Annotated in this window: 23 protein-coding genes and 1 pseudogene; 14 read left to right on the plus strand and 10 right to left on the minus strand. The window is 66.9% G+C overall.

Features of this window, described 5'->3' with window-relative positions; translation table 11 throughout:
* Window positions 1-210: 210 nt before the first annotated feature.
* Window positions 211-900, minus strand: coding sequence for a Crp/Fnr family transcriptional regulator (locus tag QOZ89_RS19480; protein ID WP_071052162.1), 690 nt, complete (start codon window positions 898-900; stop codon window positions 211-213).
* Window positions 901-1,149: 249 nt separating this feature from the next.
* Between QOZ89_RS19480 and QOZ89_RS19485 the strand changes: the two genes are divergently transcribed.
* The 5 genes from QOZ89_RS19485 to QOZ89_RS19505 all read left to right on the plus strand — a co-directional run bounded on the left by QOZ89_RS19485 (window position 1,150) and on the right by QOZ89_RS19505 (window position 4,877).
* Window positions 1,150-1,386: a hypothetical protein gene (locus tag QOZ89_RS19485; RefSeq protein WP_007512404.1), complete on the plus strand. Its 237-nt coding sequence runs from the start codon at window positions 1,150-1,152 to the stop codon at window positions 1,384-1,386.
* A 127-nt stretch (window positions 1,387-1,513) separates the two neighbouring features.
* On the plus strand, window positions 1,514-2,239 hold the full coding sequence (nth, locus tag QOZ89_RS19490) for an endonuclease III (RefSeq protein ID WP_312624419.1): 726 nt from the start codon (window positions 1,514-1,516) through the stop codon (window positions 2,237-2,239).
* Window positions 2,236-3,234: an NUDIX hydrolase gene (locus QOZ89_RS19495; RefSeq protein ID WP_241842167.1), complete on the plus strand. Its 999-nt coding sequence runs from the start codon at window positions 2,236-2,238 to the stop codon at window positions 3,232-3,234. Before nth ends, QOZ89_RS19495 begins: the two co-directional genes overlap by 4 nt.
* A 29-nt stretch (window positions 3,235-3,263) precedes the next feature.
* Window positions 3,264-3,644: a cupredoxin domain-containing protein gene (locus tag QOZ89_RS19500; RefSeq protein ID WP_397428807.1), complete on the plus strand. Its 381-nt coding sequence runs from the start codon at window positions 3,264-3,266 to the stop codon at window positions 3,642-3,644.
* A gap of 51 nt (window positions 3,645-3,695) precedes the next feature.
* Window positions 3,696-4,877, plus strand: a complete 1,182-nt coding sequence (locus tag QOZ89_RS19505) for a MarP family serine protease (protein WP_071052165.1) — start codon at window positions 3,696-3,698, stop codon at window positions 4,875-4,877.
* Window positions 4,878-5,094: 217 nt separating this feature from the next.
* Here the strand turns inward: QOZ89_RS19505 and QOZ89_RS19510 are convergent, their stop codons facing one another.
* Together QOZ89_RS19510 and QOZ89_RS19515 are read right to left on the minus strand one after the other, a co-directional pair.
* Window positions 5,095-6,018 carry an alpha/beta fold hydrolase gene (locus QOZ89_RS19510; protein ID WP_083419523.1) on the minus strand — a complete coding sequence of 308 codons (924 nt, stop codon included), beginning with the start codon at window positions 6,016-6,018 and terminating at the stop codon, window positions 5,095-5,097.
* A gap of 178 nt (window positions 6,019-6,196) precedes the next feature.
* Window positions 6,197-6,718 carry a phage holin family protein gene (locus tag QOZ89_RS19515; protein WP_071052166.1) on the minus strand — a complete coding sequence of 174 codons (522 nt, stop codon included), beginning with the start codon at window positions 6,716-6,718 and terminating at the stop codon, window positions 6,197-6,199.
* Between the two features lie 320 nt (window positions 6,719-7,038).
* On the opposite strand from QOZ89_RS19515, the gene QOZ89_RS19520 reads away from it, so the two are divergent.
* From QOZ89_RS19520 to QOZ89_RS19535, 4 genes and pseudogenes are all read left to right on the plus strand, one after another.
* Entirely contained in the window at window positions 7,039-7,965 is a 927-nt protein-coding gene (locus tag QOZ89_RS19520) for a Fic family protein (RefSeq protein WP_071052167.1), read from the plus strand.
* 402 nt (window positions 7,966-8,367) lie between these two features.
* Window positions 8,368-9,369 (plus strand): annotated as a pseudogene (locus QOZ89_RS19525) (TadA family conjugal transfer-associated ATPase); the annotation flags it as partial.
* 35 nt (window positions 9,370-9,404) lie between these two features.
* Window positions 9,405-9,695: a hypothetical protein gene (locus QOZ89_RS19530; protein ID WP_312624420.1), complete on the plus strand. Its 291-nt coding sequence runs from the start codon at window positions 9,405-9,407 to the stop codon at window positions 9,693-9,695.
* A complete protein-coding gene (locus QOZ89_RS19535) occupies window positions 9,692-10,138 on the plus strand; it encodes a hypothetical protein (protein WP_312624421.1) in 447 nt (148 codons plus the stop codon). Before QOZ89_RS19530 ends, QOZ89_RS19535 begins: the two co-directional genes overlap by 4 nt.
* Before the next feature lie 359 nt (window positions 10,139-10,497).
* On the opposite strand, the gene QOZ89_RS19540 is transcribed toward QOZ89_RS19535, so the two are convergent.
* Window positions 10,498-10,902: a hypothetical protein gene (locus QOZ89_RS19540; RefSeq protein ID WP_312624422.1), complete on the minus strand. Its 405-nt coding sequence runs from the start codon at window positions 10,900-10,902 to the stop codon at window positions 10,498-10,500.
* An 856-nt stretch (window positions 10,903-11,758) separates the two neighbouring features.
* Between QOZ89_RS19540 and QOZ89_RS19545 the strand changes: the two genes are divergently transcribed.
* Window positions 11,759-12,214 carry a hypothetical protein gene (locus QOZ89_RS19545; protein WP_312624423.1) on the plus strand — a complete coding sequence of 152 codons (456 nt, stop codon included), beginning with the start codon at window positions 11,759-11,761 and terminating at the stop codon, window positions 12,212-12,214.
* Between the two features lie 208 nt (window positions 12,215-12,422).
* A complete protein-coding gene (locus QOZ89_RS19550; protein ID WP_312624424.1) occupies window positions 12,423-13,256 on the plus strand; it encodes a pentapeptide repeat-containing protein in 834 nt (277 codons plus the stop codon).
* Between the two features lie 196 nt (window positions 13,257-13,452).
* Here the strand turns inward: QOZ89_RS19550 and QOZ89_RS19555 are convergent, their stop codons facing one another.
* From QOZ89_RS19555 to QOZ89_RS19580, 6 genes are all read right to left on the minus strand, one after another.
* A complete protein-coding gene (locus tag QOZ89_RS19555; protein ID WP_312624425.1) occupies window positions 13,453-14,154 on the minus strand; it encodes a recombinase family protein in 702 nt (233 codons plus the stop codon).
* A 2,698-nt stretch (window positions 14,155-16,852) separates the two neighbouring features.
* Entirely contained in the window at window positions 16,853-17,476 is a 624-nt protein-coding gene (locus QOZ89_RS19560) for a hypothetical protein (protein WP_312624426.1), read from the minus strand.
* A 1,757-nt stretch (window positions 17,477-19,233) separates the two neighbouring features.
* Window positions 19,234-20,688 (minus strand): AAA family ATPase, encoded by a 1,455-nt coding sequence (locus QOZ89_RS19565; RefSeq protein WP_312624427.1) that lies wholly within the window; start codon window positions 20,686-20,688, stop codon window positions 19,234-19,236.
* Window positions 20,689-20,886: 198 nt separating this feature from the next.
* A complete protein-coding gene (locus QOZ89_RS19570) occupies window positions 20,887-21,078 on the minus strand; it encodes a hypothetical protein (protein ID WP_312624428.1) in 192 nt (63 codons plus the stop codon).
* A gap of 57 nt (window positions 21,079-21,135) precedes the next feature.
* A complete protein-coding gene (locus QOZ89_RS19575; RefSeq protein ID WP_312624429.1) occupies window positions 21,136-21,771 on the minus strand; it encodes a BRO-N domain-containing protein in 636 nt (211 codons plus the stop codon).
* Window positions 21,772-22,319: 548 nt separating this feature from the next.
* Window positions 22,320-23,852 (minus strand): recombinase family protein, encoded by a 1,533-nt coding sequence (locus QOZ89_RS19580; RefSeq protein ID WP_312624430.1) that lies wholly within the window; start codon window positions 23,850-23,852, stop codon window positions 22,320-22,322.
* A 78-nt stretch (window positions 23,853-23,930) separates the two neighbouring features.
* On the opposite strand from QOZ89_RS19580, the gene QOZ89_RS19585 reads away from it, so the two are divergent.
* From QOZ89_RS19585 to QOZ89_RS19595, 3 genes are all read left to right on the plus strand, one after another.
* Window positions 23,931-24,239: a hypothetical protein gene (locus QOZ89_RS19585; RefSeq protein WP_312624431.1), complete on the plus strand. Its 309-nt coding sequence runs from the start codon at window positions 23,931-23,933 to the stop codon at window positions 24,237-24,239.
* Entirely contained in the window at window positions 24,236-25,885 is a 1,650-nt protein-coding gene (locus QOZ89_RS19590) for a type II secretion system F family protein (RefSeq protein WP_071052168.1), read from the plus strand. The genes QOZ89_RS19585 and QOZ89_RS19590 overlap by 4 nt, the downstream gene beginning before the upstream one ends.
* Before the next feature lie 201 nt (window positions 25,886-26,086).
* A complete protein-coding gene (locus QOZ89_RS19595; protein WP_071052169.1) occupies window positions 26,087-26,371 on the plus strand; it encodes a DUF4244 domain-containing protein in 285 nt (94 codons plus the stop codon).
* Window positions 26,372-26,562: the final 191 nt, after the last annotated feature.

Here is a 26,562-nt window from a genome sequence, read left to right on the forward strand (position 1 = left end):
GAATAGGGGGTCGCGGGGGTCTACACCGCGGGGGCGGGCGGCGGGGGGGCCGCCGGCCAGCCCGCCTCCACACCCGAAGCCGACCCCGACACCAACCTGCCAGCCGCCGCCACAACGATCACGTCCGCCTGACTCGGCACATCCAGAACAGGCCCCGCCGGCCGCCGTGCCCACGCGCCCTCGGCTGGGCGCGGCCGGCCCCGGGCGACGTTAACGGGCTCGTCTGGCCAGCCGGTCGCGGTCGAGTAGCACCACGGCCCGGGAGTCGAGGCGCAGCCAGCCGCGGGTCGCGAAGTCAGCGAGCGCCTTGTTGACCGTCTCCCGGGAGGCCCCGACAAGCTGGGCCAGCTCCTCCTGGGTCAGGCCGTGCTCGACGCGGATCCCGGCGGCCTCGTTACCGGGCTGCGCCGGCTCACCGAATCGCACCGCGAGGTCGAGCAGCGCCTTGGCGACCCGGCCGGGCACGTCGGTGAACACCATGTCGGCCATGGCGTCGTTGGTCCGGCGCAGCCGGGCGGCCAACACCCGCAGCAGCAGTGAGCCGGCATCCGGCCGAGACCGCAGCCACGGGCGCAGCGCCGAGTGCTCCAGCGACACGAGCGAGGCGTCCGTCACAGCGGTAGCCGTCGCGGTCCGCGGGCCAGGGTCGAAGAGTGACAATTCCCCGAAGATGTCCCCGGGGCCCATGACATACAGCAGGTTCTCGCGCCCGTCGGCAGACTGGCGTCCTATCTTCACCTTGCCGGACAGCACCACGAAGACGCGATCACCGGGCTCGCCCTCACGGAACAGCACGTCACCACGGGTGACGTCCCTCCGCTCCAGGTGGCTGGAGAGCGCCTGGCGGTCCAGGTCGGACAACCCGACGAACAGCGGAACGCGAGCAAGCAGATCGTCCACGGTGTGAGCATGCCAGGACAGCGCGCGTAGAGCACGGCCAGGGCACCCCGAGGCCGCTCGCGCCCGCCCAAAATGACCAGATCAGCGACGGAGAAACACGATAAGTAACCAAGCCCGTCAGGGCTGAGACGACGGCCCGCGCGGCCGTAGCATGGCCAACGTCACTGGATGCTGTTGCGACACACGGTGCGTGACACGCCCCACCCCACGTTTCACGCGCGGGCGCGCGTCGTCCACCATGTACTCGTCATGTTTCTCTTCGCCGCCATCGCGTTCCCCGTGGTGCTCCTCGGGCTTCTGCTGGCGATGGAGCGGGTCGAGCGCCCGCTGAACGCCGCGGACACCCGCAAGGGCATCGAGGGCTTCCTGGACAATGCCCGCCCTGACGAGGTGAACACCTTCGTCAACCAGGGCATGGCCGCCGCCCTCGATCGTTACCGCAGGCGCCTGCGCCGCCAGCCTCCCGGCAAGCACCGGGCGGCTTGACCGCGACGGCCTGGCCGGTCGGCCAGGCCGTCCTCAGGCAACCCGCCAACTCTCGCCGGCGCTGGCGCCCCACCCGATCGAGCCAGGCATCTCAGGGCCCCGTCGCCAGGGGGAATAGGCTCGGGACATGCCGGCCATCGTCGACGCGTCTGCCGAAACCGCGCTGGCGCGGACCAGGCGGGCTCGGCGGATCGTCCGGATCCTCGGCGAGATGCATCCCGACGCGCGGATTGCGTTGAACTTCTCCAACCCGCTCGAACTTCTGGTCGCGACCGTGCTGTCCGCGCAGTGCACCGACAAGAAGGTCAACGAGGTCACCCCCGCGGTCTTCGCGAAGTACCCCACCGCCGCGAGCTACGCGGGCGCCGACCGGGAGGAGCTCGAGCAGCAGCTGCGCCCGACCGGTTTCTTCCGCGCCAAGGCGAATTCGCTGATGGGGCTCGGGGCCGCCCTGGTCGACCGCTTCGGTGGCGAGGTGCCCCACACGCTCGACGAGCTGGTCACCCTGCCCGGCGTCGGCCGCAAGACCGCCAACGTCGTGCTCGGGCACGCCTTCGACACGCCGGGCATCACGGTCGACACCCACGTCGGCCGCCTCGCCCGGCGGTTCGGCCTGACCACCAACGACGACCCAGTCAAGGTCGAGGCCGACCTCGCCGCGCTGATCGAGCGCAGGAACTGGACGATCGCCTCCGATCGAATGATCTTCCACGGCCGGCGTGTCTGCCACGCCAGGCGGCCGGCATGCGGCGCCTGCGGCGTCGCGAAGCTGTGCCCGTCGTTCGGCGAGGGCCCGACGTCGGCCGCCGACGCGGCCCGGCTGGTCCGCGGCGACGCCGAAGCGGCCAGATGACGGATCCCGACGGCCTCCCGCGCGACGGCGGGCCGCCCAGTTGGCTCACCGCGCTCGCGGCGGCGGTCACGCGCGACGGCCTGCCGGTCCGCGAGGAGGGCTGGCCACCGCCGCCCCCGGACGCACGGCCCGCCGCGGTGCTGATCCTGTTCGGTCGGGGCGAGCACGGCCCGGACGTACTGCTGCTCGAGCGGGCGGCCGACCTGCGCAAGCACGCCGGCCAGCCGGCCTTCCCGGGCGGTGGCGCGGACCCGGCGGACGGCTCGGCGATCCACACGGCGCTGCGCGAGGCCCGCGAGGAGGTCGGGCTGGACCCGGAGGGCGTCGAGATCCTCGGCGCCGCGCCACGGCTCTACCTGCCCCACAGCAACTACCTGGTGACGCCGGTGCTGGCCTGGTGGCGCGTGCCATGCCCGGTCTACCCGGTGGATCCCGGCGAGACGTCGGCGGTCGCGCGGGTACCGGTCGCGGACCTCGTCGACCCGGCGAACCGGGTGCGGCTGCGCCACCCGCGGACCGGGCAGCCAAGCCCGGCGTTCCGCGTCGCCGGCATGACGACGGTATGGGGCTTCACCGCTGGCATCCTCGACGCGCTGCTACGCCTCGGCGGCCTGGAGCGGTCGTGGGGGGAGGGCCCGCCGGTGGAGGACCCGGCCGTCAACGCCTCGATCGCCCGCGCCGCGGCCGAACTGGCGCAGGCCGGCGGCGTGGACGCCGCCGGCGAGATCGACCCCGACGACCTCACCCCGGACAGTGCCGAGCCCGACGGCCTCGGCGCGGCTGAGTTGAGCCAGCCCGGCCACGACGTGCCCGACCGGAGCGCCGTCGGCCTCGCCGCTCGCGGCCCCGGCACGGCACACGCCGGGGCACCCGCCCAGGGCGATAGCCGGCCGGCCGGCGGCGTGCCGCCCCACCAACCGGACGCCCCCGGCGACCGCGACCGCACCGCCGGCACCGGGACTGGTGCCGGCCCGACGAAGGGCTCGGCGGCTTGAGGATGTCGACGGCGGGCAGGCGGCTGGCCGTGACGGTGATCGGGGCGCTGACGCTGGCGACGGCCGGTGCCGGCTGCACGGCCGAGCACCCGGACACGCCGAAGCCCACCGCCGTGCTGGCCCCGACGACTGCCGGCGGTGTCCAGGTGTTCCACCTCGTCGGCCTCGCCGACCTGCGGTTCTCCGCGGCCACGTTGAACGCGAAGCCCGGGAAGATCCGCGTCGACTTCTCCGTCGCGGACGGCTCGGCGTCTCACAACTTCGTGATCCCGAAGATCCCCGCGGCGCGCACCGACATCATCGGCGCCGGCGCGTCACAGTCGGTGACCTTCACCGTGACGGCGCCGGGTGACTATCCGGTGATCTGCACGCTGCACCCGAACATGTCCGCCACGCTGCACGTCGCCTGACACCGACCGAGACACCCGAGACGACCGAGACCGAGACGACCGCCGTTCGTGATGAACATCCTGGATATTGTCCTGCTGCTCGTGGTGCTGGCGTTCGCCGTGTCCGGGTACCGGCAGGGCTTCGTGGTGGGCGCGCTGTCGTTCATCGGATTCATCGGCGGCGGCATCCTCGGTGCCCAGATCGCCCTCCCGCTCGCCAAGTTGATCGGCCAGCGTGAGCATGGCGCGGTCATCGCCCTGGTCACGGTCCTGACGCTCGCCTGTCTTGGCCAGGTGGCCGGGACAGGCGCCGGCGTCGCCCTGCGCAGCCGGCTCACCTGGCGGCCCGGCGAGACCGTCGACTCGCTGGCCGGCGCGGTCCTGTCGGGGCTGTCTGTGCTGTTGGTCGCCTGGCTCATGGCGACCGCGCTGGAACGGTCCCCGTTCACCACCGCTGCCCGCGAGGTCCGCGATTCGGCGGTGCTGACGACAGTCGACGACGGCATGCCCGCGAGCGTGCGGGACACGTTCTCCAGCCTGCGCCAGCTCGCGGACGGCAACGGCTTCCCGGCAGTGTTCTCCGGCCTCGGCAACGAGTCGATCGTCGCCGCCGACCCGCCCGACCCCGCCGTGGTGAACGCCGCCGGGGTCACGTCGGCCGCCGCCAGCGTGCTGAAGGTCCGGGGCATCGCGCCGTCCTGCTCACGGCAGGTCGAAGGCACCGGATTCGTGTATGCGCCCCAGCACGTGATGACCAACGCGCACGTGGTGGCCGGGGTCCGGGAACCGGGAGTGGAGGTCAGCGGGCGGCTGTTGCCGGCACAGGTGGTGGTCTTCGACGCCGCGCGCGACGTGGCCGTGCTCTACGTCCCCGGCCTCAACCGTCCGCCGCTGCGGCTGCAGACCTCGCCGCCGGGACACGCCGACGACGACGCCGTCATCGCGGGCTTCCCGGAGGACGGCCCATACCGGACGGAGCCGGCGCGGATCCGCAACCACCAGAAGGCCAGGGCGCCTGACATCTACTCCCAGGGCAGCGTGGTGCGCGACATCTACGCCGTGCGCGGCACCGTGCTGCCGGGCAACTCGGGCGGGCCGCTGCTCTCGCCGGGCGGCAGCGTCTACGGCGTCGTCTTCGCCGCCGCGACCGACGACAGCGACACCGGATACGTGCTGACGGCGGCCGAGGTCAGCGGCGCGGCGCAGGCGGGCGAGCGCGCCACCACCCCGGTCAGCACCCAGGGCTGTCGCTAAGCCCCTTCCCCGTCCCCACCTTCCCCACCGATTGGCTAGACGGGGACTGATACTCACCCCTCAGGTTCGACGCCGATCCCGGCTTGGCAGCCAATCCGGACCTCCCAGCAGACCTCCCAGATCGCCGATCCGGCAGGGACCCCGGCTTCGCGATCCGGCAGGGACCCCGGGGGACCCCGCGGGCAGCTCACCGCAGAAGAGGCGCCGGGGTGGGCCGTCAGGGTGGGGTGGGGAGCCAGCGCAGGAGCAGGTCGCTCACCAGGTCGGGAGCCTCCTCGGGCAGGAAATGGCCGGCGCCGGGAAGCAGCTGCCAGGTGTAGAGCCCGCTGACGTAGCGGCCCGAGCCCTGGGCCGTGTCCGGCAACAGGAACGAGTCCGCGCCGCCGTGCAGATGCAGAACGGGGCAGGTCACCGCCCGTCGCAGCGCCTGCGCGAACCGGGCACCATCGGGCCGGAACAGCGAGCGGAACACCCAGCGGTGGTACTCCAGCGAGCTGTGCGCCACGCCAGGAATCTGCATCGCCGCGCGGTAGCGCCGTTCTTCCTCGTCGCTTGGGAATCCCGGCCCGCCCCAGTCGCGCAACAGCTCGCCGATCCGGGCCGCGCCATCGGCGGTCAGATGGCGCTCAGGCAGCCAGGGGAGCTGGAAGGCGAACAGGTGCGCCCCGGCCAGGCCCTGTCCCCGGGGGCTCACCGCGTACTGGTGGCGGACCCGCAGCGGGTGTGGCATCCCGAGAACCGCTATCCGGCGAACCTGCCGAGGCCAGAGGGTCGCGGCCGTCCAGCAGGCGAGCCCGCCCCAGTCCTGCCCGACCAGGACGGCGTCGCGCTCACCGAGAGCGCGGATCAGCCCGGCGACGTCGTCCGCGAGGGTGAACGCGTCATACCCACGCGGTGGCTTGTCGCTCCCCCCATAGCCGCGCAGGTCGGGCGCCACCACCCGGTAGCCGGCTGCGGCCAGCGTCACCAGCTGGTGGCGCCACGCCCACCAGAACTGCGGGAAGCCGTGCAACAGCAGCACCAGCGGGCCCTGGCCCAGCTCGGCGACGTGCAGCCGGGTGCCGTTCGCGGAGACGTCGCGATGCCGCCACGGCCCGTCGATCAGCACGCTGGCGGGCTCCGACGCGAACACCTCTCCCACCGATCGGCTCCCGAAGGTTCAGCGCCCACCCGCACGTTCGGCGGCCCCCCGGGTGACAACCACGTTCGCGGGCCCAGCCCTAAAGACGTCGCTCACAGGCTAGCCGGGCGCAAGGCGGGGCCGGTCGGTGCGCACAGCCGAGAGCGGTCCTGGGCCCGCGCCGAGGAGGCGGTCAGCCTCACGGCTCGCGCCTGCCGGGACGGCCTGGTTGACCACCCTCCCGCGACGGCGGGATCGCCGGGGCCGCGCCGACCGGCGCGCTGGCACCCCCGGCACGGCCCGCCGCGCTGGTCCCGACGGGGTGCCGCAGCAGGGCCACGTCCTCGCGGACAGAGGAGATCGTCCGTCGCGGCGGCCGCAGCTTGCGCAGCCGCATCGCGCCGACCAGCACGAGCAGCCCGGCGAGCGCCAACAGCAGCACCGCCGTGATCAGGAAGGACCAGAACCGCTCGAGCCCAGCCCAGGTGAACAGCTCACCAAGGAAAATCGTCAGCGCGATCAGCGCGCCGAGCCCCAGCCCGGCGGCGGCACCGATCAACCCGGCGCCGACGGCGGCCGACGCCGCCTGACGGCCAAGCTCCGCCTTCGCGAGATCGATCTCCTGGCGGACGAGCATGGACATATCCCTGGTCGCGATCGCGACCAGCTCGCCCAGCGAGGCTTCCTTCCCCGCGCGGCGATCCCCGTTCTCGAACGTCACCGAAGTCCCTCCCCATCCCCCGGCTCCGGGAAGGCATATGCCGGCCGGTCACCGCCAGCCTGCTCACGCCCGTGGGGCCGCGCTCGCGGGCGACCGACCCGCCCCCTCGCCCGGTCCGCTCCCCGGTCCCCTGCCTTCAGTCTGACGCCCTGGGCACGCGCACGGGGGCCGTAGCGACGAGTGGGCGGGCGTGTGGCCCGGATTACCACTTTCCCCCCGATTGGCGGGACCTCGCGGAAGCCACGGAGCGGACGCCGGCCGGTCGGGGCGGAGCAGGCGCGGAACGCGGGTCACCCAGCTGGACGGGTAGCGTCGGCCGCGTGTCGACAGCGCCCAGCCCACACGCCGGTATCGAGGCTGACCCGTTCGCCAGGGTCGCGGCACTTCCCGGTGTGGACGAGGCGGTGGCGGCCGCCCGCTCGGCGGTCGACGCCCTGCTGCGCCACCGGGTGCTGCGGCGGCGCAGCGCTGAGGTCACGGCCGAGGCGTCGCTGCGCTCCGCCCGGGCGAGCGCGGCGCTTGAGGGCCACGGCGTCGCGATGGAGACGCTGCGGGAGCGCCTCACCGCCGGGGAGGACGGGGACAGCCACGACGACGCCCCCACAGCGGTCGGCCGGCCACCCGCTCCCGCCGACGATGACCTCGCGGCGACCCTGGGGGCGGTCCGGCTGTACGCCGAGCTGGGCGGCCTCAGCGCGGCCTGGGAGCGGGCCCCCCGCCAGGCGCTCGCCCGGATGCACACCCTGCTCGGCCGGGGCATCGTCCCGGACAGCGAACTTGGCCGGCCGCGCGCGGGCGCGGCCGTTGCCGGCCTGCTCGGGCTCGGCCCGGCTCCGGGTCCGGCCGAGGTGTCCGCCCGGCTGGACGGGCTCGTCGGCCTGCTCGTCGGGCGAACGGCGGCACCGGCGATCGTGGTCAGCGCCATCGTGCACGGCGAGCTGCTCGCGCTGCGCCCCTTCGGGAGCCTGGACGGGATGGTCGCGCGGGCGGCCGCCCGGCTGGTCCTCGTCGGACGCGGCCTGGACCCCAAGGCGGTGACGGCGAGCGACGTGGGCCATCTGGAGGCCGCGCTCGGCGACGGAGATGCCGGCTCCGCCGCGCCGGACGCCGCCTACCGGACCGCCGCCGCGGGCTACGCGCACGGCGGGGCGGATGGCGTGCGCGTCTGGCTGCTGCACTGCGCCCGCGCCGTCGAGCTCGGCGCCCGCGACTCACTCGCCGTCTGCGAGGCCCTCAGCAGGTCATGAGGGACGCCCCGGGCACCCCTCGGCGGAGGCCCGGGCCCGGCCGGCTGAGCCCGGTAGGCATCCCGCAGGGCCCGTTCCCGGTCCGGTGTGGACGACGTGGGACGGGCACGGGCAACCCTCCTTCGTACCGCGCCGGATGGCCTGTGGATGACGCTCATCCACAGGTGCTCCGGCGGGGCACGGTGGTGCGCGACCGAACCGTCCGCTCCGAAGGGACCAGGGCGCCATGGCCACCGGCCCACCGATCATCCTCGTCGCACCCACCGCCGCTCCGCCGGGTATCGCCGCTCCACCGGGTATCGCCACTCCACCTGCCCGCCGGGCCGCGCCCGCGGCCGGCCGGTGCTGGCGACCGGCCGGCCTGGCGGCGTCACCGGCGCCGGTGGCCGGCGAGCTGGTCCGATGACGGCCCCCGTCCGTGGCGTCCCAGCGGCGACGATCGACGGGGTGCGCGACCGACTGGCCGACGTGGTCCACCCGCCTACTCGGGCGGACGTGGCCCGGGCGCTCGCCGAGGTCGCCGGGCCGCTGCGTGAGGAAGATCGGGAGGCGACCCGGCGGGTGGTCACCGCCGAGCTGCTCGGCGCCGGCCCGCTGGACGAGTTGCTCGCCGATCCGGCCGTGACCGACGTGCTGGTGAACGGCCCGGCCGAGGTTTGGGCCGACCGAGGCGGGGGGCTGGAACGCGCGGACGTCTGGTTCGCCGACGACGACACGGTGCGCCGGCTCGCGACCCGGCTCGCGGCCAGCGGCGGGCGGCGACTGGACGCGGCGGCGCCCTTCGCGGACGCGCGGCTTCCGGACGGCACCCGGCTGCACGCGGTGCTCACGCCGGTGGCGATCGGTGGCACCTGCCTGTCGCTACGCCGACCGCGCCGGGTGCCGATCGGCCTCGCCGAGTTCGTCACGGGTGACGCCGGGGACGCCACCGGAACGCCTCCCCGGCGATCCGCCGGCACGGAGTCCCCGGAGGCCCACGCGGCGACAACGAAGCCCAGCGCGGCCGGAGGCCGGTCCGCCGGCATCGCCGCGAGGCGTGACGGAGAGACGCTCGTCGACGTACTGCGCGCGCTCGTCGACGCCCGGCTCGCGATCGCGGTCACCGGCGGCACAGGCACCGGCAAGACGACGCTTCTCGCCGCGCTCCTCGGCTGCGTGAGCCCGGCCGAACGTGTCGTGATCGTGGAGGACACAACCGAGCTGGCACTGGAGCGCGACAACCTCGTCCGACTGCAGGGCCGGCCGCCCAACATCGAGGGCGCGGGCGCCATCACCCAGCGCGACCTCGTCCGGCAGGCGTTGCGGATGCGCCCTGACCGGCTGGTCGTCGGCGAGGTCAGGGGACCTGAGGTGCTGGACCTGCTGGTCGCCTTCAACACCGGCCACGAGGGCGGCCTGACGACTTACCTCAACTGACGAACATCAGTGGAGGCACCAGGATGACCAGGACCGATGAGGTCCGCCCGGTGATTGACGATCACCAGGAGCGCGCCAACCTAGACGATCTTGAGTCGGGCATGCCTACCGATCTTGGTTGGCTGGACTCCGTCAGTCGCCACCCCAGCGGAGCAGTCGTGTACTTCCGGCCCTTCGACCAGTCAGACCTGACGTGCCGGGGCTACGGGCATGACGGGCGGATCACGCTGGTCCCCTGCCCGCACATCGAGTCGATCACTGACAAGCTGTTCGGCCTCCCGATCACCTGCGCCCACTGCGGGGTGTCACTGTGATCTTCCCCCGTCGCTACTCATACCGCCTGGAAGCGTTCGACCCTCGCAGGCCGATGGCCCCGGTCGTGATCAAGAGTCGGGAGCCGATCGACCAGGAGCTAGCGGACCTGCGGACACAGGGTTACGTGATCACGTCCTACCGTGCTCCGGGCATGACGATCACTGGGGCTCAGAAGCCCGAGAAGCTCGCAGGTGAGGCAAGGACACCTACCGTGATGGGAGACGCTCCTGTGGCCGATCTGGACGCCACTGCGCCGGTGTCTGCGCCGTTGTCCAAGCGGGCTCAACTCGCGGCTCTGGTCAAGGACATGCCTGGTGACGGCCGTAGCGATGCGGCGTTGGCCAGAGAGCTAGCCCCCAAGATCGGGGCACATGAGAGCACCGTGCGCAAGTACCTGACTCAGTTGCGCCGCGATGGCTCAGGGGCGGCGCAGGCCGCATAGACGATCAAGAACGGCTGAGGGCTCCCCGATGATCGGGGAGCCCTTCGTCATGAGATGACCTCACCGTGGCCCGAGGATCCTGAGCAGAGTTCGGGGGGTCCTGGTGGTCCTCATCGGTTCCGTGGGTGGTCCGGGGTCCTGCTCGTCCTGGTACCAGCCTCGGAGATCGGCAGGGGTCCATATGCGCCCGGGGCCATGAGCGGGATAGCTCTGGTCGATGGCCTGGTGTAGAAGCTCCCGGACATCAGAGGGGAGCCTGTCTCGACTAGTCACTACCGGCCCACTGGTCGATCTGGGCTGATCGGTACCAATCTCGTCATCTGGCCTGCCTATGGGCTCCTCAGCGGTTCCCATGTCGGCTAGACCGGCGGGGTGTCGCCGTAGTGAGCGGAGCGCCAGGGTGGCACGGTCGAGTCGTTCACAGATGCGGATCTCCAGTCAGTGATCCATCCCGGGGGTTCCGGGGTCGGGGTATCCGCGATCGCTTCCAGGCCGGCTTCTAGATCAAGGATCGTCGCGACGTCGGCCACGTAGGCGTCATGCGATGCCTGTAGGTCGTCGTCCACGGGTGCTCCCTGGACTCTGCTGGCATCGGCGTCAGGCTCGTCTAGAAATGATCTACCCGAAGTCCAGATGCGAACCCGCGTCACACCCGGCAGCACCATGAGCACTCCGGCAGCCACTTCCGCAGGGGTGACGTCGTGCGGATCGGGCACAGTGGTTTCCATCTGCGCGCCGGATTCGTGGTTCATCCGGATGATCACGTTGCCCCCGCCTTGCCGTGGTCCTGGTGGTCGGTCATGACCCCGTCCCTCCCGTGCTGTGGCGTAGCGCGTAGGCACGCCTAGGCCCTGCCAACATACGTGCACGTACATTGGCAGAGCCAGTGTCGGGTACGTGGCGCCATCTGACAACAGGCCAGAAGTGGCCACCGTCGGCGCTGTCGCGACCGTGCTGGGCCTCACGACGCACCGGGCGGATCAGCTCACCCGCGTCAAAGGCTTCCCTGAGCCGCTCCCGTCGCCGGACGGCGGTAACCGCGTGTGGCTCGTCAGCGAGATCAGGGAGTGGGCGCACCGAACCGGGCGCATCCTGCCAAAGCCGTAGATGCCTCGTGTGCGCGCCGTCGGCATGGAGTTACGATCATGCTAAGCGACGCAAGATAGGGCTTCGGGGGATACGGTGCCGCCTGATTCACGACCATCACGATCAGAGATACCAGCACGATCAGAGATCAAGCAGAGGCGGTTTCGGCCAGCCGGTCTCGTGGCAATATTGCTCGCAATTTCTGGAGTAGCTGGTTTGCTATTCCTTGCACGATCGTCCCCCAGCGGGCCATCGGCTCAATGCCGAGATCCGCACCTCTGCCGTAACCTCGGCGACGCCGCGACTTCGGGACAGTTTGAATATCAACAAAGAATCGCTGGCGACCGGGCGGATCTCATATTGGGATGGATTTATTACCCAAAGGAAGTTGTCGCCCCGCCCGCCGAAGACGTTCAGGTGATTGCGCGGATATCTGGCGAGAGACTGATCTGCAACTTTCGTGCGCATCTTTGCCCGTCAGGCGACGCACCCTCCCCCACTGGAAGTATCATCCAGGTAGGAGGACTTCTACGAGTGAGCCTTCTTTCGGTTGCACAGGACGGAGTAAGCATCCAACCGCTGTCCGCCAACGCACAGAACGTTATAGGTGTCGGCGACTCAGCCGAGTGGAGATGGTCAGCCAAAGCAGCCGCGCCTGGTTCGTACAGTCTGGTACTAAAAGTCGATATCGAGCAACAGGATAGCGACATTCCTTTAGAGTCCATACACCTTGATCTCGTTTTGAAGGTGCACGGATCCTTGAAAAATTCCGCGAAGTCCTGGTGGGGCAAGTTTGGAGGGCTCGTCGCGGCTGTCTCTGGAGCCGTAGCCGGGCTCGCCGGGATAGTGGCCTTCCTACTGGTTGTGCCGAACCGCATATCGAGTTGGCGCAAGCAGCGACGCCTCGATAAGGCCGCCCAAGAGGAAGATAAAGCCGCGCGAGAGAAGAAAGATGCTGACGAACGCTATCGGCAGACAGGCTATCTATAGATCCCCGGCTTCCCCTACGCAGGATCCATATGCATGAGTCGATACGGCTCCGCGTGAACCACTACCTGGACAGACGCCCAACCCCGCACATCGGGTAGCCCGCGCCCCTCAAGAGGGTCCTGTCTGGCCGAAGCTGGCATGGGCGTACAACGATGACATGAGCAACGGGGGATCTGCTCGGCCTCAGAGCCGACGTCGGACGCTTTGGGTGCTGGCTGGGGTCTCGCTCGCCCTGGCCGTGATCGCCGTCGTATCGATCTTCGTTCTACCCAGGTGGATGTACGGCTCTGGAGCAGAGGATGCCCGAGCGACGCTGCAAGGCGGGCTCCTGACAGCCGCTGCGGCTCTGCTCGCGGTCGCGGGTGGCCTCATCGCCCTAGACGAGACTCGGCAGGCCAACGCCGAGGTACGGCAGTCGAATGCGAACACCCACGTCCGGGAGCTGTACACGTCCGCAATCGAGCTGCTCGGACACGATAGGGTCGATGTCAGGCTTGGTGGGCTATACGCGTTGGAGCGCGTCGCCAACGACTCCCCGGATGACCAGCGCACCGTGGTCGAGGTGCTCTCAGCATTCGTGCGGGAGCACTCTCCCCAGAGAATACTATCCCAAATACTGCCGCTGCAGCTAGCTACCGACATCCAAACAGCACTGACGATTCTCGGGCGCCTTCCTTCTTTGCCGGGCGTCTCACGCGCCGATTTACCCCAAAGGCATCTAAATGGCGCCGGCCTATTCAGAGCTAACCTGGCCGGCGCGAATCTATTGGCTGTGAACCTAATGAATGCAGTGATGACCGACGCCAATATGACTGGCACCCTAATGGCTGGCGTAGATCTAACCGGTTCATACCTTGACGGTTGCAACCTATCCGGTGCAGACCTGACAGGAGCTATCTTGCAACATGCCGATATTTCCCGTGCCAACTTGCGGGAAGTTGTCGGTCTAACCCAGGTGCAGGTCGATAGTGCCAGAGGTGACGAGCAAACCCAACTTCCAGACGGCCTAAATCGCCCCGCGCATTGGATCTCATCCCCGTGAGGCCACTGCCTGACACTGCCCTGCTTGGTTTCTGGAAATCCTACGCGAGAACCCTGGCAGCCTTCCTCCCCGCAAGATCATTTAACTATGGGGGGTCCATTCTCGGGAAGTCAGAGCCAATTACGGAATTGTCAAGACCCAAGAATGAATGCCTTTCTTGTCACATAACTGAGAGTGACAGTCATGCGCAGTGTTCCTACGCGGCCGTCAGACGGGCCAGGCAGCGAGCCACGGTCGTTGGGTGCCAGCGATCTCCGCGCTTGGGCTTGTGGCCTGCGGCGTGCAGTGCGTCAACGATCTCCCGCAGCGACGCTCCATCAGTGTGCTTGGCCTGCATGAGCGACAGCGCGGCCTGCTCGCTGTCGACGGGAGCCAGCTCCTTCTCAGGCGTGGTCTGCTGGCCGTACGCGGGGGCACCGTAGGCGTACCCGCCCCTGCTGGACTTAGCTGCGCGGCCCATCCGCAGACGTAGGGCAATGACCTCCCGTTCGTACTCGTTCACGGCACCAAGGACTTGCCTGATGAGCTTCCGCGACGGGTCGGCCTGGTCGTCAACCAGAAGCTCAGCTTCACCAGGCACAGCCGAAAAGATCAGCTTTCCGGCCTTCCAGATGTCCCCGATGATCGTCTCCTGAACGATCAAGTCACGAGCAAGTCGGTCAAGCTTAGGGACGATCAGCCCGTCGGCCTGGTTGGCCTTGAGTGCTTCCATGGCCTCAAAGAGCGCCGGACGGTGCTCTAGATCCTTGGACCCGCTGATGCCTTCCTCGCGGTAGATGTGGATCAAGCGGTGCCCGTTGGCGCGTGCCCAATCCTTGATCGCTTTCGCCTGGACGTCCAGGCCGAACCCATCAACCTGTGTCTCCGTGCTGACCCGAATGTAACCGATCACCTTCATGGAGCTACCCCCCGTCTGACCTGCTCTGTTACCGTTACTTCAGTAAGTGTAACAGCTTGATCGGGTCGGACAGCACAACCGAGGGACAACCAGACGGATCGACGCACAGGGAGTAGCGGATCGTCGCTCGTTGTAGTGGGCCGGATAAGGCCGACCGGACGATCAAGGTCGAATAGACCCCTGTGGCGGTCTCGCGCCCTTGCCGCCTGGCAGTGGAGACCACGGCGGGGAAGCCGAGTAGCTGGCATATCTGGACTACCGATCGGCCCGAATTGGCAGTAATTTTGTGATCTGCGACACACAATGAGAGCTTGATCGACAGGCATTAGAAATGCCATCCGCGCAGGTCAGGCCAGGTCTCCAAGAATAGTAGGTATTTGCGTCAAATAGCTACGTCGGGGACTATCTAGATAGTCTGCCTACGGACCGTCAGATATGGTCCTCCCGAACGATCACAGAGGCCCCCGAGTAGGGGCCACGAGCGATGTAGGGAGTACCGCATGGTGTGGCCTGCGCGTCTGCACGATTCCGAGAGGGACCTCTACCAGGCAATGATAGTGCTGGTAGAAAGGGGGGCGCCCTTCATCCCCACGTGGTATTTGATGGACGACAACGAGATCTTCCCCTGGTGGGAGACCACCTTGGAGGGTCGGGACACCGACGATGTCATGGATGACTGGCGGCCCGCGCTGTACGAAGTCATGAAGGAGCTGAGGGAACTAGCAGGGGACTCTGTTGTAGCCCCAGGTTCACAGATGCCCAGTTCTGGCTCTGAGTGCCCTACGGCCTCGGTAGAACCCTTGACGACAGGCTGAGCCAAGGGGGGTGCACCGGTCTATTCTCCGAGAGAATTGGCCACTGCCCTCGGGGCCATTCCTTGTGATCATGGCAGTGAACCCAATGATACACAGGCGCTAGATTCGAAGGTAGTTGCTACATGATGAGTGGCCTAGCTAGCTGACAGATCGTGGAGATGTTGCCAGTGCCGACCGGTTCTGATCCGATTGGCTGTTGAAGTGGCTATTTCATAAATCCTCGCTATCGCAGCGCCAGAGAGATTTCCCCGATCAAATAGCCGCCGAATTTCGTACACCTGTTCTGGTGTCAGGCGACCGCTGGGAGAGCTACCCCGTCCAGCCATTTCACGATCGGCTACGTTCTCCCGATTGGTGCCTTCGCGAACATGCCCAGGATGGACACACCCAGATGCCCCCGACCCACCTCCGCAAATGTGAAGGAGGTACTTTCCTGGTTCAATCTTTCTGCCCCAGAACTTCTCATATACGTAGCGGTGTGCCCGCTCAGGCTTTCCCGTCGCTGGATCGTAGAGGACCCCGTAACCCTTCCTGTTCCTACCGAACGGGTAGATGATGCAGTCGTTGCCAAGTTCATCCAAGGTCTTGGACAGGATGGTCTCCTGTGTCCAGCGGAAGGCCGATCCCCTCTTTGCTCTAGTCATGATTCTATTTTCGATCAAGCAGAGGGTTTTATTGCACTTCTGCCCCTCACGCTCGCTCCGCTCACTGAGGGGACGTCTGTGCTGGAATGGGTGACTCCAGGCTAGGTAAGCTGCCGCACTTCTTACCAGAAAGACAGATCCCCCGATCGGCTCGTCAGAGCTTGTCGGGGGATGTCTTCGTTGGAGAATGGTTGGCGTTCCTAGGTACGCCCATGGGACCTACATGAAGTAGCGGCCAGATCCACCTGCGAACTGAGCAGGAGCAGGCCAGGTGCAACCGCTACAGCGAACGCGATAGGAGTTGTCCTGGCGAGGATCAGTCTTGTACATGTACGCCGCGTAGCCCGTGTCCGTGGTCGGCCTGTAGCTCGGATCAGGCTTCATGCCGTACTCGAAGACGGCGGACCCACATCTAGGACATACGCCTTCCTCGTGTTCCTTCGGGTCTGGGCGGAATCCCAGACGACGCAAGGATAGCTCCCGGTGGTCTATGGCCTGAATCTGCGCCAGGGTGGCCTCTCTTTCCCGCATAACGGTGGCCATTCTTGCCTCTAGTTCGGCGATCCGCGATTCGTTCTGCTCGTACATCTGCTACTTGCCCACTCTCATACTGTGTCGTTGGACTTGCTGTTCCGTGCACTCGATAGTCGGTCGGAGTTACTGGGACCTAGGCTCCCGATAGCTAAATGTGCTGGTAGATCGCCTGTTCACCCGTTCCTGATACGGCTCGGGGTTCCATCGTTCGGTGAGGGTCATATCAACTCGAAGATCGAGAAGTTCCGTGTTCTCGCCCATCGCGTATTCAAGGTCCTAGTAACTCAGGTGCGATCTTCTATGGTGATCACGCCTGATCGGGCGCACGGTATCCGGACGAGTAATTGACAGCTGCCGACTTGAAGGAAACCGGTGTGTACGTAGTGGTCGGGAGACTGGCAACGCGAGTAGAACCTCCCGAGCCAGTGGATCCCCCGCCTCCACCGCTACTGGACGACCCGCTGCCGAGCTGCACGTCTACGCCAATACCTCGGCCTTTGTTCGGCTTATTCAGCTCAGCCGTCAAACCAATCTCGAAGCGGCCCGGTCGTCGGTACGTTCCCGAAACGCGAGTCGACGACGCCCACTCGGGATGGAGTGATCCACCCCCTAGAGCACCAGCCCGTTCCCGCTGTAGGTCATGGGGGGTCTGAGGGGCCTCACTGTAGCCAGATAGGTCGTTTGTCCCGCGAACTTGCTCTGTCATTATCCTCGCCCCTGCGTTGCTCCCGGACTTACCCCTGGTTGACCAAGTGCCCAGCCAAAAGCTGCTCCTGGCTGCTGGTTTGCCGGCCCTGATCCCAACGGTGGTGACAGGTCCCCGTTTACGAAGAATCTGTTACTGGAACCGGCGGCGTTCCACGGGTTTTGCTGGACATTAAAAGTGATCGACGCTGTGGCCCTCATCGGCACCATGTCTGCGGACCAATGCGTGTACTGGATTCCAAGGCTGGCAATAAATCCGTAGTACGACATCCCCCACAATCCTGTGCCCGCGTTGAGAAGCAACCAGGAGTAGGTCGGGATTAGAGGACCGATGTCGCCGGAGGACGTATGGCCCGAGGGAAGAATACCCGCCACGTTGTAGAGCACGCTGACGTCGTGCCAGACTCCGTCTGACCCAAGGACGTTGTCCCATTTCTCATACGTACGATCGATGAGTAGGTTCATCGATAGGGTGGTGTTTGTTGGCGATGTTGGTCTGTCGATGCCGCTGTCTGGAGCTTGCCCAGCAGGGAGGACCGCCGCATCGCCCGAGAAGTCCGCGGCATGAGACAGCGAGATAGCAGAGGGGTTCATATGGAAGTGGAAGGTGTGCTGGTCGTCCACCGTAATGATCCTGCCGATGTACGACGGACCATTGGCATTCGGACTCCAGCCCGTTCCCTCCCGTGGGGTCATGGGAGCGGACAGCCTGGGGTCGGGGAGTTTGTTCTCGATTACATCCACCCCCCTGCCGACGGACTGTACTTTGCCCCGGCGTAAAAGGCTTGGATTCGAGTCTCGTTAGTGGGCAGGTGTGGCTTGGTATCGATCCTGTCTCGCTTCATAATTGCTGGCAGGCGCGGTGCGGCTCGCGCTCCTGGGTTGACTCTCGTTCGCATTAATGTCCTTTCCGTCAGGGAACTTCTCCTTGAGATTCAGTGTCGCACGAATTGCAATGCAATTCGTACATCAGATCTACGATGGAGGAAACGAAAGCTCGACGAAAGGACTTATGCATGCGGCAGAACAGGGAATCGAATAGACGGCTCTACAGGGCGTACTCGGGCCAGGTGGTGATCCGCATGACGGCCCCGCAGATCGAGTACTTGAACAGCTTGAAGAGGGACAGCGGATGCTCCACGTCCGATGCGGTGCGCGGCCTGGTGGAGGCTGCCCGGACCGGTGGTCAGGCGACAGTGTGAGACGCACCCGCGAAGCTCAGCTCCAGGCCGACGTAAGCGGTGCCCACAGGCCATGGAGGACCAGGCGAACACGCGCGGAGCTAGCTGACGGTGGAGCACTCTCGGGCAGGGAAGTGCTCGACGCTGGAGCCGAGACGGTGACGCTGATGATCACACTGCCCGCTGATACGTACGGCTGGTTGATGGAGCAAGCGCGGGAGACAGGCGCCACGGTGTCTCAGGTGACCACAGAGGCCCTTGAACTCCTCAGTGCGTGCTTGGACTACCCCGCCGTCTCCAAGGTGCTGGGAGCCCGAACGGGGCAGTAAACAAGATCACCCCGGCTAAGGAAGGCCGGGGTGATCTGTGGGGCGGGTCGACACGTGCGAGCAGCGTTTCTAGATCAAGTGTAGCCCGGATGGACCCACTGATCGTTAATGAACCCGCGTGAGGGGCGCCCATAGAGATGGCTCCAGCAGCCACGTAGAGCCCTCAGAACGGCTTGCCGGTACATCGGGGTTGCCCCGAGCATCTGAGAGCCCCAAACCTGCTCGATCGTAGGTTGGGGGTCCCCGCTGTCCTCAGCTTCGTGGATCTTCCCGCATGGCCCAGGTCGCCGTACACGGCGTGGCCGGGCCGATCGGGGTAGCTGGTGGCGTGATCCAGGAGCCCGGGGAATTAGTCACTCCACCAGGAATAGATCCCCAAACAACTACCGAGAGTCACCAGCGGACCGAGCGGTACTCCAGTGAGGTCACCAGTGGGGTCAAACTTCCCTATCAACCTCAGATTTGGTCCAACTGGACTGTTCAGAGCCGAAAAGCCTTGTGCCACAGGCACTCTCCAGTTGGACCAGGCATGAACCCACTGGATGGTCCAACTGGAGAGCAGTAACCAGGAACTGACTACCGAGAGTCACCGGTGGTGAATACCGGGGACAACCCGCTAAACCACTGGCCTCAACCTTCTATTCTTAGTTTTAGTCCCTATACGTAGTATCTTCTAGTATTCTAATGATTCCTTAGCGTTATCCCTGGTTCCCTCAGTGGGATCAGTGGGGCCAGTTGGACCATCCAGTTGGACCAAGCATGAACCCACTGGAAAGTGCCTGCGGCACAAGGGATATCGCCCTGGATTCCTCCAGTTGGACCAAGTCTGAGGTTGATAGGAGACCTGGTCCCACTGTGAGCCGACTGCGGGCTATGACGCCCGCTTGGCGTTGAGTGCCTCCGCAAAATCCTCATCGGAAGCCGTCTCAAACGGGTTGCTCAGCTTCCACACGGTGCCGCTCGGGAATTCCTTCTTCTTCTCCATCTTCACCCCGAGATTCTGTGCGGCCCTCTTCAGAGTCATCTCCGAGATCCCAGCCTTCTTAGCGTCTTCCTTGACCTGCTTGGATGAGGCACCGTCGGGCTGGTCTCCCAGGTAGGCAGTCAACCATTCCTCGGCGCGATCGCCCTTGCTCTGAGACTTCGGCCCCGCCACCAACTCGTCGGCCGTAAGGTGCCATGGACCGATCCAGTCAACCCGCCCAACGCTCTTATCTGGGTCGCTCACCAGGCGGTACGCCATGGCTGTCGGTTCGGGACCAACGTTGATCTTGGCACAGGCCATAACCCGGATATCTGGGTCTCCAGGGTCACGGCCGATGATGTAGCCAGCACGGGCAGCGCCAATGATGCCGATGGAGCCTCCCCCGGCATAAATGGCCTTGCCACCGCTGGAGTTCTTGGGCATGTGTCGGATGACAACGAATGTTGCCCCGGTTTCCTCAGCTAGCTTGCTCATCCGGCTCAGGATCGGTCGCATGTCTTGGTCCTTGTGGCTATCGATCCTCCTTCCTGCGCTCTCCAGGAAGGCCATCAGAGGATCGATGATGACCAGCCCGACACCGCGCTTTCGGATCACCCTTTCGATCAGCTCAACGTCGTTCTTCAGGCTGATTGGCCGTTCCCCACTCTCCTCATCGGGCACCATCGACAGGATATGGACCCGCGAGACGTTAGCACCTGCGGCATCTAGTCTCGGGCGGATTACCTGTGCTACAGGGTCCTCCACGTTGATGAGCAGCACGTCTGCTGGCTGCCTCCGCCCACCGGAACCATCCGGCATTGTGGCCCCAGTCGACACACGAGCGGCAAGATCCAGGGTGAACGTCGATTTGCCGGATCCGGGGTCACCATCGATGACGGACAACATGCCCTTTGGGAAGAAGCCGTCCCACAGCCATTCCACCGACTCGGGCTCGACATCGGACAACGTCACGAGTCCGCCAGTAGACCCCCGGTCTCCGACCAGGTCTAGCCCTTCCTGCATGGCCCGGCGGGCAGCGGTAGTGTTGCCCCGGTCGTACTGTTCGACACTCTCGGCGAGTGTCCTCTCCAGGATGGACCGATCCCGCATGTCCTGGATCTCATCGATCAGTGCGGCGTACGGCTCCTCAGCAACGGAGATCAGGTCATAGCGTGGGTAGTCTTTCTTGACCCGCCGTACTTCCGGAACCGCTCCATACTCTGCGTGGTAGCCGACGATCAGCTCGAAGACCTTGCGGGCATCCGGATCTGGGAAGTAATCCCGAGTGATCCCCGCTTCCAGAACTGGCGAAATGTCTCTCGTCTCAAGGATCTTGCAGATGATGAACTGCTGGTAGTCCATCAGATCCGCCGTCCATCCTGGTGACGGGCGGTCCGATTGTGTACAATGTTGTAAGGCATTTTGTTCTTTCTGTCGCGGCCGAGCCGGTTACTCGGACCATTTGGGTTACTTTCAACATCGTTCGCCCTCTCCCTCTGAGAACCTCTCCCGCTTGATCGGGCGGGGTTTTCTCATCTCTCCCTGAGGACTGCTGTACTACTACTCGCTGGTCTGTCTGGCGAGGTCCAGTGCGTATCGGATGACCTCGCCTACCGAGCAATCGTTGGCCCGTGCGTAGGACTTCAGCCACTCGTCCTGGTCCTTGGTTACGCACACGCCCCGCTGTGCGGTGAAGATTCCGTATCTCTTGCCGTACTCTCGCCTGGTCTTCGTGCTGTCCATCGGTGTCACCTCCAATCCGTGCTCTGTTGATCTTGCATATTCAGTATGACATAGGCAGCGAGATGCTTACGCATCGGGGATCCTGGTCCTGGAATCTCCGAGGATCTCGGCCCACCGTTTTCTCGGTCCGATCAGGGGCCACTGTTCCCTTCGACCGGCCGCAGGTCGGGTACTGACCCACAGAGAGCCCGACTCCCGTCGTTGGTTCCCAGAGTGCCGCTCCACCGCTGCCTGCCAGACCTCCCGTAGTCGATCAGGCGCGTTCAGTAGCGGAGCTAGCTCCCGAGCCTGGGACTCACGGGTGGGCTTGAGCGCAATTGCGCTCAAACGATCTACAACCTCAGCACCCTGGATGAACTGATCCGCCGATCGTCGGGCCATGTCCCACCGGTCACGGCAGTAGTCCTCGAAGGTCCCGTAGCCAGCGATCTTGTAGGCCCGCTCGTCCCGGATCGAGGGCAGGATCTCCGTCGTCACGAGCGTGATGAGGGGCTCAGCCTTGGGCGAGTCCGACCGCAGGACCACGCGGTAGAAGCCGGCCTCGTTGATGATCGTGGTCTGCTGACGATGCCCACGAGCATCCTGGATCGCAGCCTGACTGCGGTCTACCTCAGGTAGTCGCCTTGCCACCATGTGTGGCGTTACGATCCCCAGCACTGCACAGACATCCGCGAGCACGAACCACGGCTCGCCGTCCTGCATGACCAGTCGTACGGACTGGTCGTTGAAGGCACCATCCACGGGGCTCAGATCGACGCTGAGCCTGTTTCAGCGCTTCGGGGTACCTCATGTGGGTCGACTCGTACTCGTAGATCTGCCGCGCCGTGAGGATCAGCTGACACTGCTCGGACTTCGGGTAGGCACGTGGGATACCGGCACTGTCCAGATCGATCAGACGTGGCTGGGTGGCATGGCCCCGATAGCAAAACAGGCCCCCGAGTGGGGGCCTGAGGCTCTCTACGCGGCTACGGCCAGCGCGCGTGTTCTGTCTGCTCGGGGGATTGGACCGAGGATGCGGTTGATCTCTGCTACCTGCTCATCCGTGGGATCGGGTGCCTTCTGGATCAGCCAGCGGACGTACATGCGGGACTCCCAGGTAGCCACGCGGGACTCCCAATCTCCCCATCCCGATCTTGTTGGTCTCTCTGCCACAATCCTCCCATGTGATTTACATCACCCGATATCGGTCACTTCGACCTCTAGACCATACCAGACACTGCGTGATAGAGGGGGCAGTCGAATCTGCGCCATCACTCGTAGTCGGCGAGCCACTCCGCGAAGTCTTCACGGCTCTTCTCAATCCCGCCCGTCAGGGCACCCTGCGTCTGGTCAGTCTCTGGCTGTAGCAGTCCTCGGGATCGCTTCCGCTCGAAGTCCACGTCGATCAACGTCTTGTCGAACTGAGGCTTCTTGTTCGCAGCGAAGATCGTGATGTCCGCGAGTGCCTTGATCAGCTCCCGCTTGCGCCCGAGCACCAAGCCAGCCCAGTACGCATCGATGTCGATCACGGCCACCAGGTCCCCGAACACCGACGCCTCGGTGGCTTCAGCCCTCCGACGCTGGAGGTCCTCCAGCTTGGCCAGGAGCTTGGTGTTCGCCGCCCGGAACTGCTTCTTGCCGATCTCGTCCGTGCGGTCCGCAAGCTCCTCGGCGATGTTGATCAGAGCGTCCTCGGTCTGCTTGATCTCCCGCTCCAGCTTGATCAGCTCACCCGCATCGGGGGCATCGGCGGAGATCAGCTTCTGCCGGAACCTGCGGTCCTTGAGTCGGGCCTTGATCACGCTCTCCACGTGATCGTCGGTCTTCTCGATCGACCGGAAGACCTTCTGACATCCGCCTTCGACCTTGGGGACACAGGCGTAGTACAGGTACCTCTTGCCCCTGATCTTGGTGGACTGGCTCCACATCTTGGCCCCACACGTGCCACAGCGCGCGATGCCAGCGAGGAGGTACTTGACCTGGTTGGAGTGGGGCGCCCGGTTCGGGGCGAGCTTGACCCGTACGGCCTGCCACGTGTCGTCATCCAAGATCGCGCCGTGGTTGGCCACTCCTACCTCGACACCCTTGTGGAGGCGCTTACCGGCGACGTGAGAGGCCGTCAACACGTTCCGCAGGCTGGTCCTCTGCCACCGCTCAGCCTTGGGGGGCTTGATCCCCTGATCGTTGAGCCACCGCGTGATCGCAGAGAGGTTCTCTCCAGCGAGTAGCCGACGGGCACACTCCCGGATGACGTCAGCTTCCTCGGGCTTGATCTCCATGCCGTGGGCAGTGAAGCCGAACCGTCGGGTACCGCCGTTCGGCCTGCCTTCCTCCGCCCGCTGCCTGGCTGCGCGTTCCACCCGTTCGGCCATACGTTCAGTTTCGGCCTGGTCAACCTCACCGACGATGCCCGCGAGCATCCGGCCGTCCGCCGTGTCGTACCGGAACTCGGCGCCCTGCGTCGGAATGAGCCGCGCACTCTTGGCCGTGAAGAGGTTGTTTACCCGAAGCCTGTCCTTGCGGGAGCGGAGGAACCGCCCAGTCTTGTAACAGATCACAGCGTCGGCTTGTCCCGACTCAACCATGCGCATGACGGACTCAAACCCGGGGCGAGGTCTGTCCTTCGTCGCACTAGTGTCGTTGTCGACGACCGGCGGAGCAACGAGCGTCCACCCAGGGTTGCGGACTAGTAGCTCTTGGCAGTCCTCTTCCTGCCGAGTGACTCCCGCCTCCACACCCTCCCGATCTTCACTGATCCGACAGTAGACGGCTACCCGCAGTGTCCTGGTGTCGATGTTCGCCATGTCGTACAGTTTAGTCATTCGCGGTAAGTCGGACTGACGACCGTCCACGGGAACGCGCCCGGCGCGCTGCCGGCCAGGATGGAGGCGCTGGGGGCGCTCGCGGGCCTGTCCCGGCCCGCCCTGCACAGCCTGCTGGCGGCCGCCGTGCAGGTCACCGTCCACCTGCGCAGGGATGACGCCGGCCGGCGCGTTGTCGCCGCCGTGGGCGTGCTGCGCCAGGACCCGGGCGGGCTCGTGCGGGTCCGCCCCGCGCTGGTCGCGACGCCGCCCGCACCGCCCGAAGCGCCCGGCGGGCGCATGCTCCCGGCGGACGGCCTGCCGTGGCTGCGCGACCTGCTGCGTGATCGCGGCGTCGCCCTTCCGCCACCGTTCGGGTCACGGCCATGAGCACCACAGCGAGCGTGCCACGGCTGGCCGCCCGGCTGGTCGGGGTGACGGCCGTCGCCGGGACCGTGCTCGGGGCCGCCATGGTCGCGGGGCGGGCCGGCGCCATCGTCGCCGCGCTGGTCACCGTGGTCACCGCGACCGCCGCCCGGGCGGGGCGGCGGGCGGCGGCACAGCGCCGGACGACGGCGGCAAGAGCGGCCGCGGAGGACCTGTTGGCCGCGTTCGCGGCCGAGCTCGACGCGGGTGCCGACCCGGACGCGGCCCTGCGAGCGGCCGCGGCCGCCGCCGGGCGACAGCCGTCCGGCGACGCGAATGGCGACATCCGGGAAGTCCTGGACGGGACAAGCGGTACCGCCGGCGACGCGGACGGCCATGCCGCGGGCGCGGGTGAGCTGGTGTGGCTCTCAGCCGGGCTGGCGGCCGGCGAGGACCCGGCCCGGCTGCTCGCCGGCTGCCGGACGCCGGCGCTACGCCAGCTCGGCGCGGCCCTGTGGGTCTGCCGGACCGGCGGAGCCCGGCTGGTGCCGGTCGCGATGACGCTCGCCGCGCAGGCGCGGGCAGATACCCGGCGAGCCGGCGAACTCGCCGCCGCGCTGGCCGGCCCGCGTTCATCCGGGCGGTTGGTCGCGGGCCTGCCGGTCGTCGGCATCGTGTTCGCGGGCTTGCTCGGTGCCCGTCCGGCCCACGTGCTGCTCGCCACGCCGACGGGCTCGGCGTGCCTCGCCGCCGGGGTCGCACTCGATCTGCTCGGCCTGCGCTGGCTGCGGTGGATCGGCGACCGAGTGGTCCGAGACGTCGAGTCGGTGGCGCCCCGGGACGCACACGTGGACGAGCACGCGCGCCGGCCGCGGGCCGGCCCGGCGAGGCGCCCGGGGTTCCTGCCGGATCGGCGATCCGGGAGATCGGCGATCCGGGAGATCGGCGATCCGGTAGGCCGGCGATCTGGGAGGTCTGCTGGCAGGTCTGTCGGGCGGCCGGCACTCGGGGCCGTCCTGACCAGCGCGATGGGGGCTTGCGCCGGAGTGCTCCTCGCTCACGGCCAGCGCGGGCCCGGAGCCATCGCCACGGTGGGGGCGGCGGCGCTGCTGGTCGGCGCGGCGTTGCCCGCCGACCCAGGCCGGGCGCGGCGGGCGCGGCTGTTGGCCGACCTCCCGCTCGCGCTCGACCTGATCGCCGCCTGCCTCGCCGCGGGCGCGACCGTGCCAGCGGCGCTGGAGGCCACGGCCGCCGGAGTGGCCGGCCCACTGGGCGTCGAGCTCAGGGCAACCGCCCGCGGGCTCCGTCTGGGGGCGACGGCGGCAGGGGCGACGGCCCGACTGGTCGCGGCTGGCACGGGACCGACCAGCCTCCTCGACGCGCTGCGACGGCGAGTCGGCGCAGGTCAGCGCGCAAGTTCCGCGCGCCCGCTGATGGCGGCGGCCCAGGCGCTCGGACGGGTCGAGACCAGTGGGGCGCGACTCGCCGACGGGCTCACCAGAATCGCCGCGCGCGCCAGGGCTCAGGCCCACGACGAGGCGATCGGCGCCGCGCGGCGGGCGGGCGTCGCCGCGGCCGCGCCGCTCGGGTTGTGCTTCCTGCCCGCGTTCCTCCTCCTGGGCGTGGTCCCGACCATTCTCGGCTCACTGCCCGGCGCGCTGCCGGCCTGATCCACCGCCTGTGGATACATCGGCTATATCCACAGGTCGCGGGCGAGCCATGACATCGGCGCCAGTCCCACGCACGATCACGATGCTCCTCGCGCTCCCAGGTCTCGGCCCGCCGGCTACCACCAGCCCATCACGGGCCGCGACCGGCGCACCCACCCCACGCGTTCGCTCCTCGCATCCCACCCATGGAGGTGTCAGCCGGTGTCTCCGCTGTCGGTTCTGTTCCTGCTGCCCGCGTTGCTCGCTGGCTGCGCTCTGCTGGCCCACGGGCTCGCCCACCGCCCTGACGACACCCGTGCCCGGCCCGAGGACACGGCGCACCGGGACGCGGTGGGCCGCGACTCGGGCATGTCGACCGCCGAGTACGCCGTGGGCACCGTCGCCGCGGTCGCGTTCGCGGGCGTGCTCTACGCCGTCGTCAGCAGTTCGGCCACCCAGGAGATGATCATGTCGGTCGTACGACGCGCGCTGACGCTGCCCTTCTGACGGCCGGAGGTACCCGATGACACGTTTCCGCGTCTGTCGGCCGATGGCCGTCCGTACCGCTCCACGTCGCCGTAGCCGCGGCCGGCTCGGCGGAGCCTCATCGCACGGGGCACGCTCCACCAGGTCCCGGCCCGGCCAGCCATGGTTCGAACCAGGCGGCGCCGTACCGGCCCGGTCTGGGTCGGCCAGCC

The organism is Pseudofrankia coriaricola (genome assembly GCF_032027725.1).
Classification (GTDB): Bacteria; Actinomycetota; Actinomycetes; order Frankiales; family Frankiaceae; genus Pseudofrankia.

Bases quoted from the DNA above. Each gene is read 5' to 3' on its own strand.
- QOZ89_RS19485 (WP_007512404.1), top strand. From the start codon at position 1,150: ATGTTTCTCTTCGCCGCCATCGCGTTCCCCGTGGTGCTCCTCGGGCTT.
- nth (WP_312624419.1), top strand. From the start codon at position 1,514: ATGCCGGCCATCGTCGACGCGTCTGCCGAAACCGCGCTGGCGCGGACC.
- QOZ89_RS19495 (WP_241842167.1), top strand. From the start codon at position 2,236: ATGACGGATCCCGACGGCCTCCCGCGCGACGGCGGGCCGCCCAGTTGG.
- QOZ89_RS19505 (WP_071052165.1), top strand. From the start codon at position 3,696: ATGAACATCCTGGATATTGTCCTGCTGCTCGTGGTGCTGGCGTTCGCC.
- QOZ89_RS19530 (WP_312624420.1), top strand. From the start codon at position 9,405: ATGACCAGGACCGATGAGGTCCGCCCGGTGATTGACGATCACCAGGAG.
- QOZ89_RS19555 (WP_312624425.1), bottom strand. From the start codon at position 14,154: ATGAAGGTGATCGGTTACATTCGGGTCAGCACGGAGACACAGGTTGAT.
- QOZ89_RS19565 (WP_312624427.1), bottom strand. From the start codon at position 20,688: ATGGACTACCAGCAGTTCATCATCTGCAAGATCCTTGAGACGAGAGAC.
- QOZ89_RS19575 (WP_312624429.1), bottom strand. From the start codon at position 21,771: ATGCAGGACGGCGAGCCGTGGTTCGTGCTCGCGGATGTCTGTGCAGTG.
- QOZ89_RS19580 (WP_312624430.1), bottom strand. From the start codon at position 23,852: ATGGCGAACATCGACACCAGGACACTGCGGGTAGCCGTCTACTGTCGG.
- QOZ89_RS19585 (WP_312624431.1), top strand. From the start codon at position 23,931: ATGGAGGCGCTGGGGGCGCTCGCGGGCCTGTCCCGGCCCGCCCTGCAC.
- QOZ89_RS19590 (WP_071052168.1), top strand. From the start codon at position 24,236: ATGAGCACCACAGCGAGCGTGCCACGGCTGGCCGCCCGGCTGGTCGGG.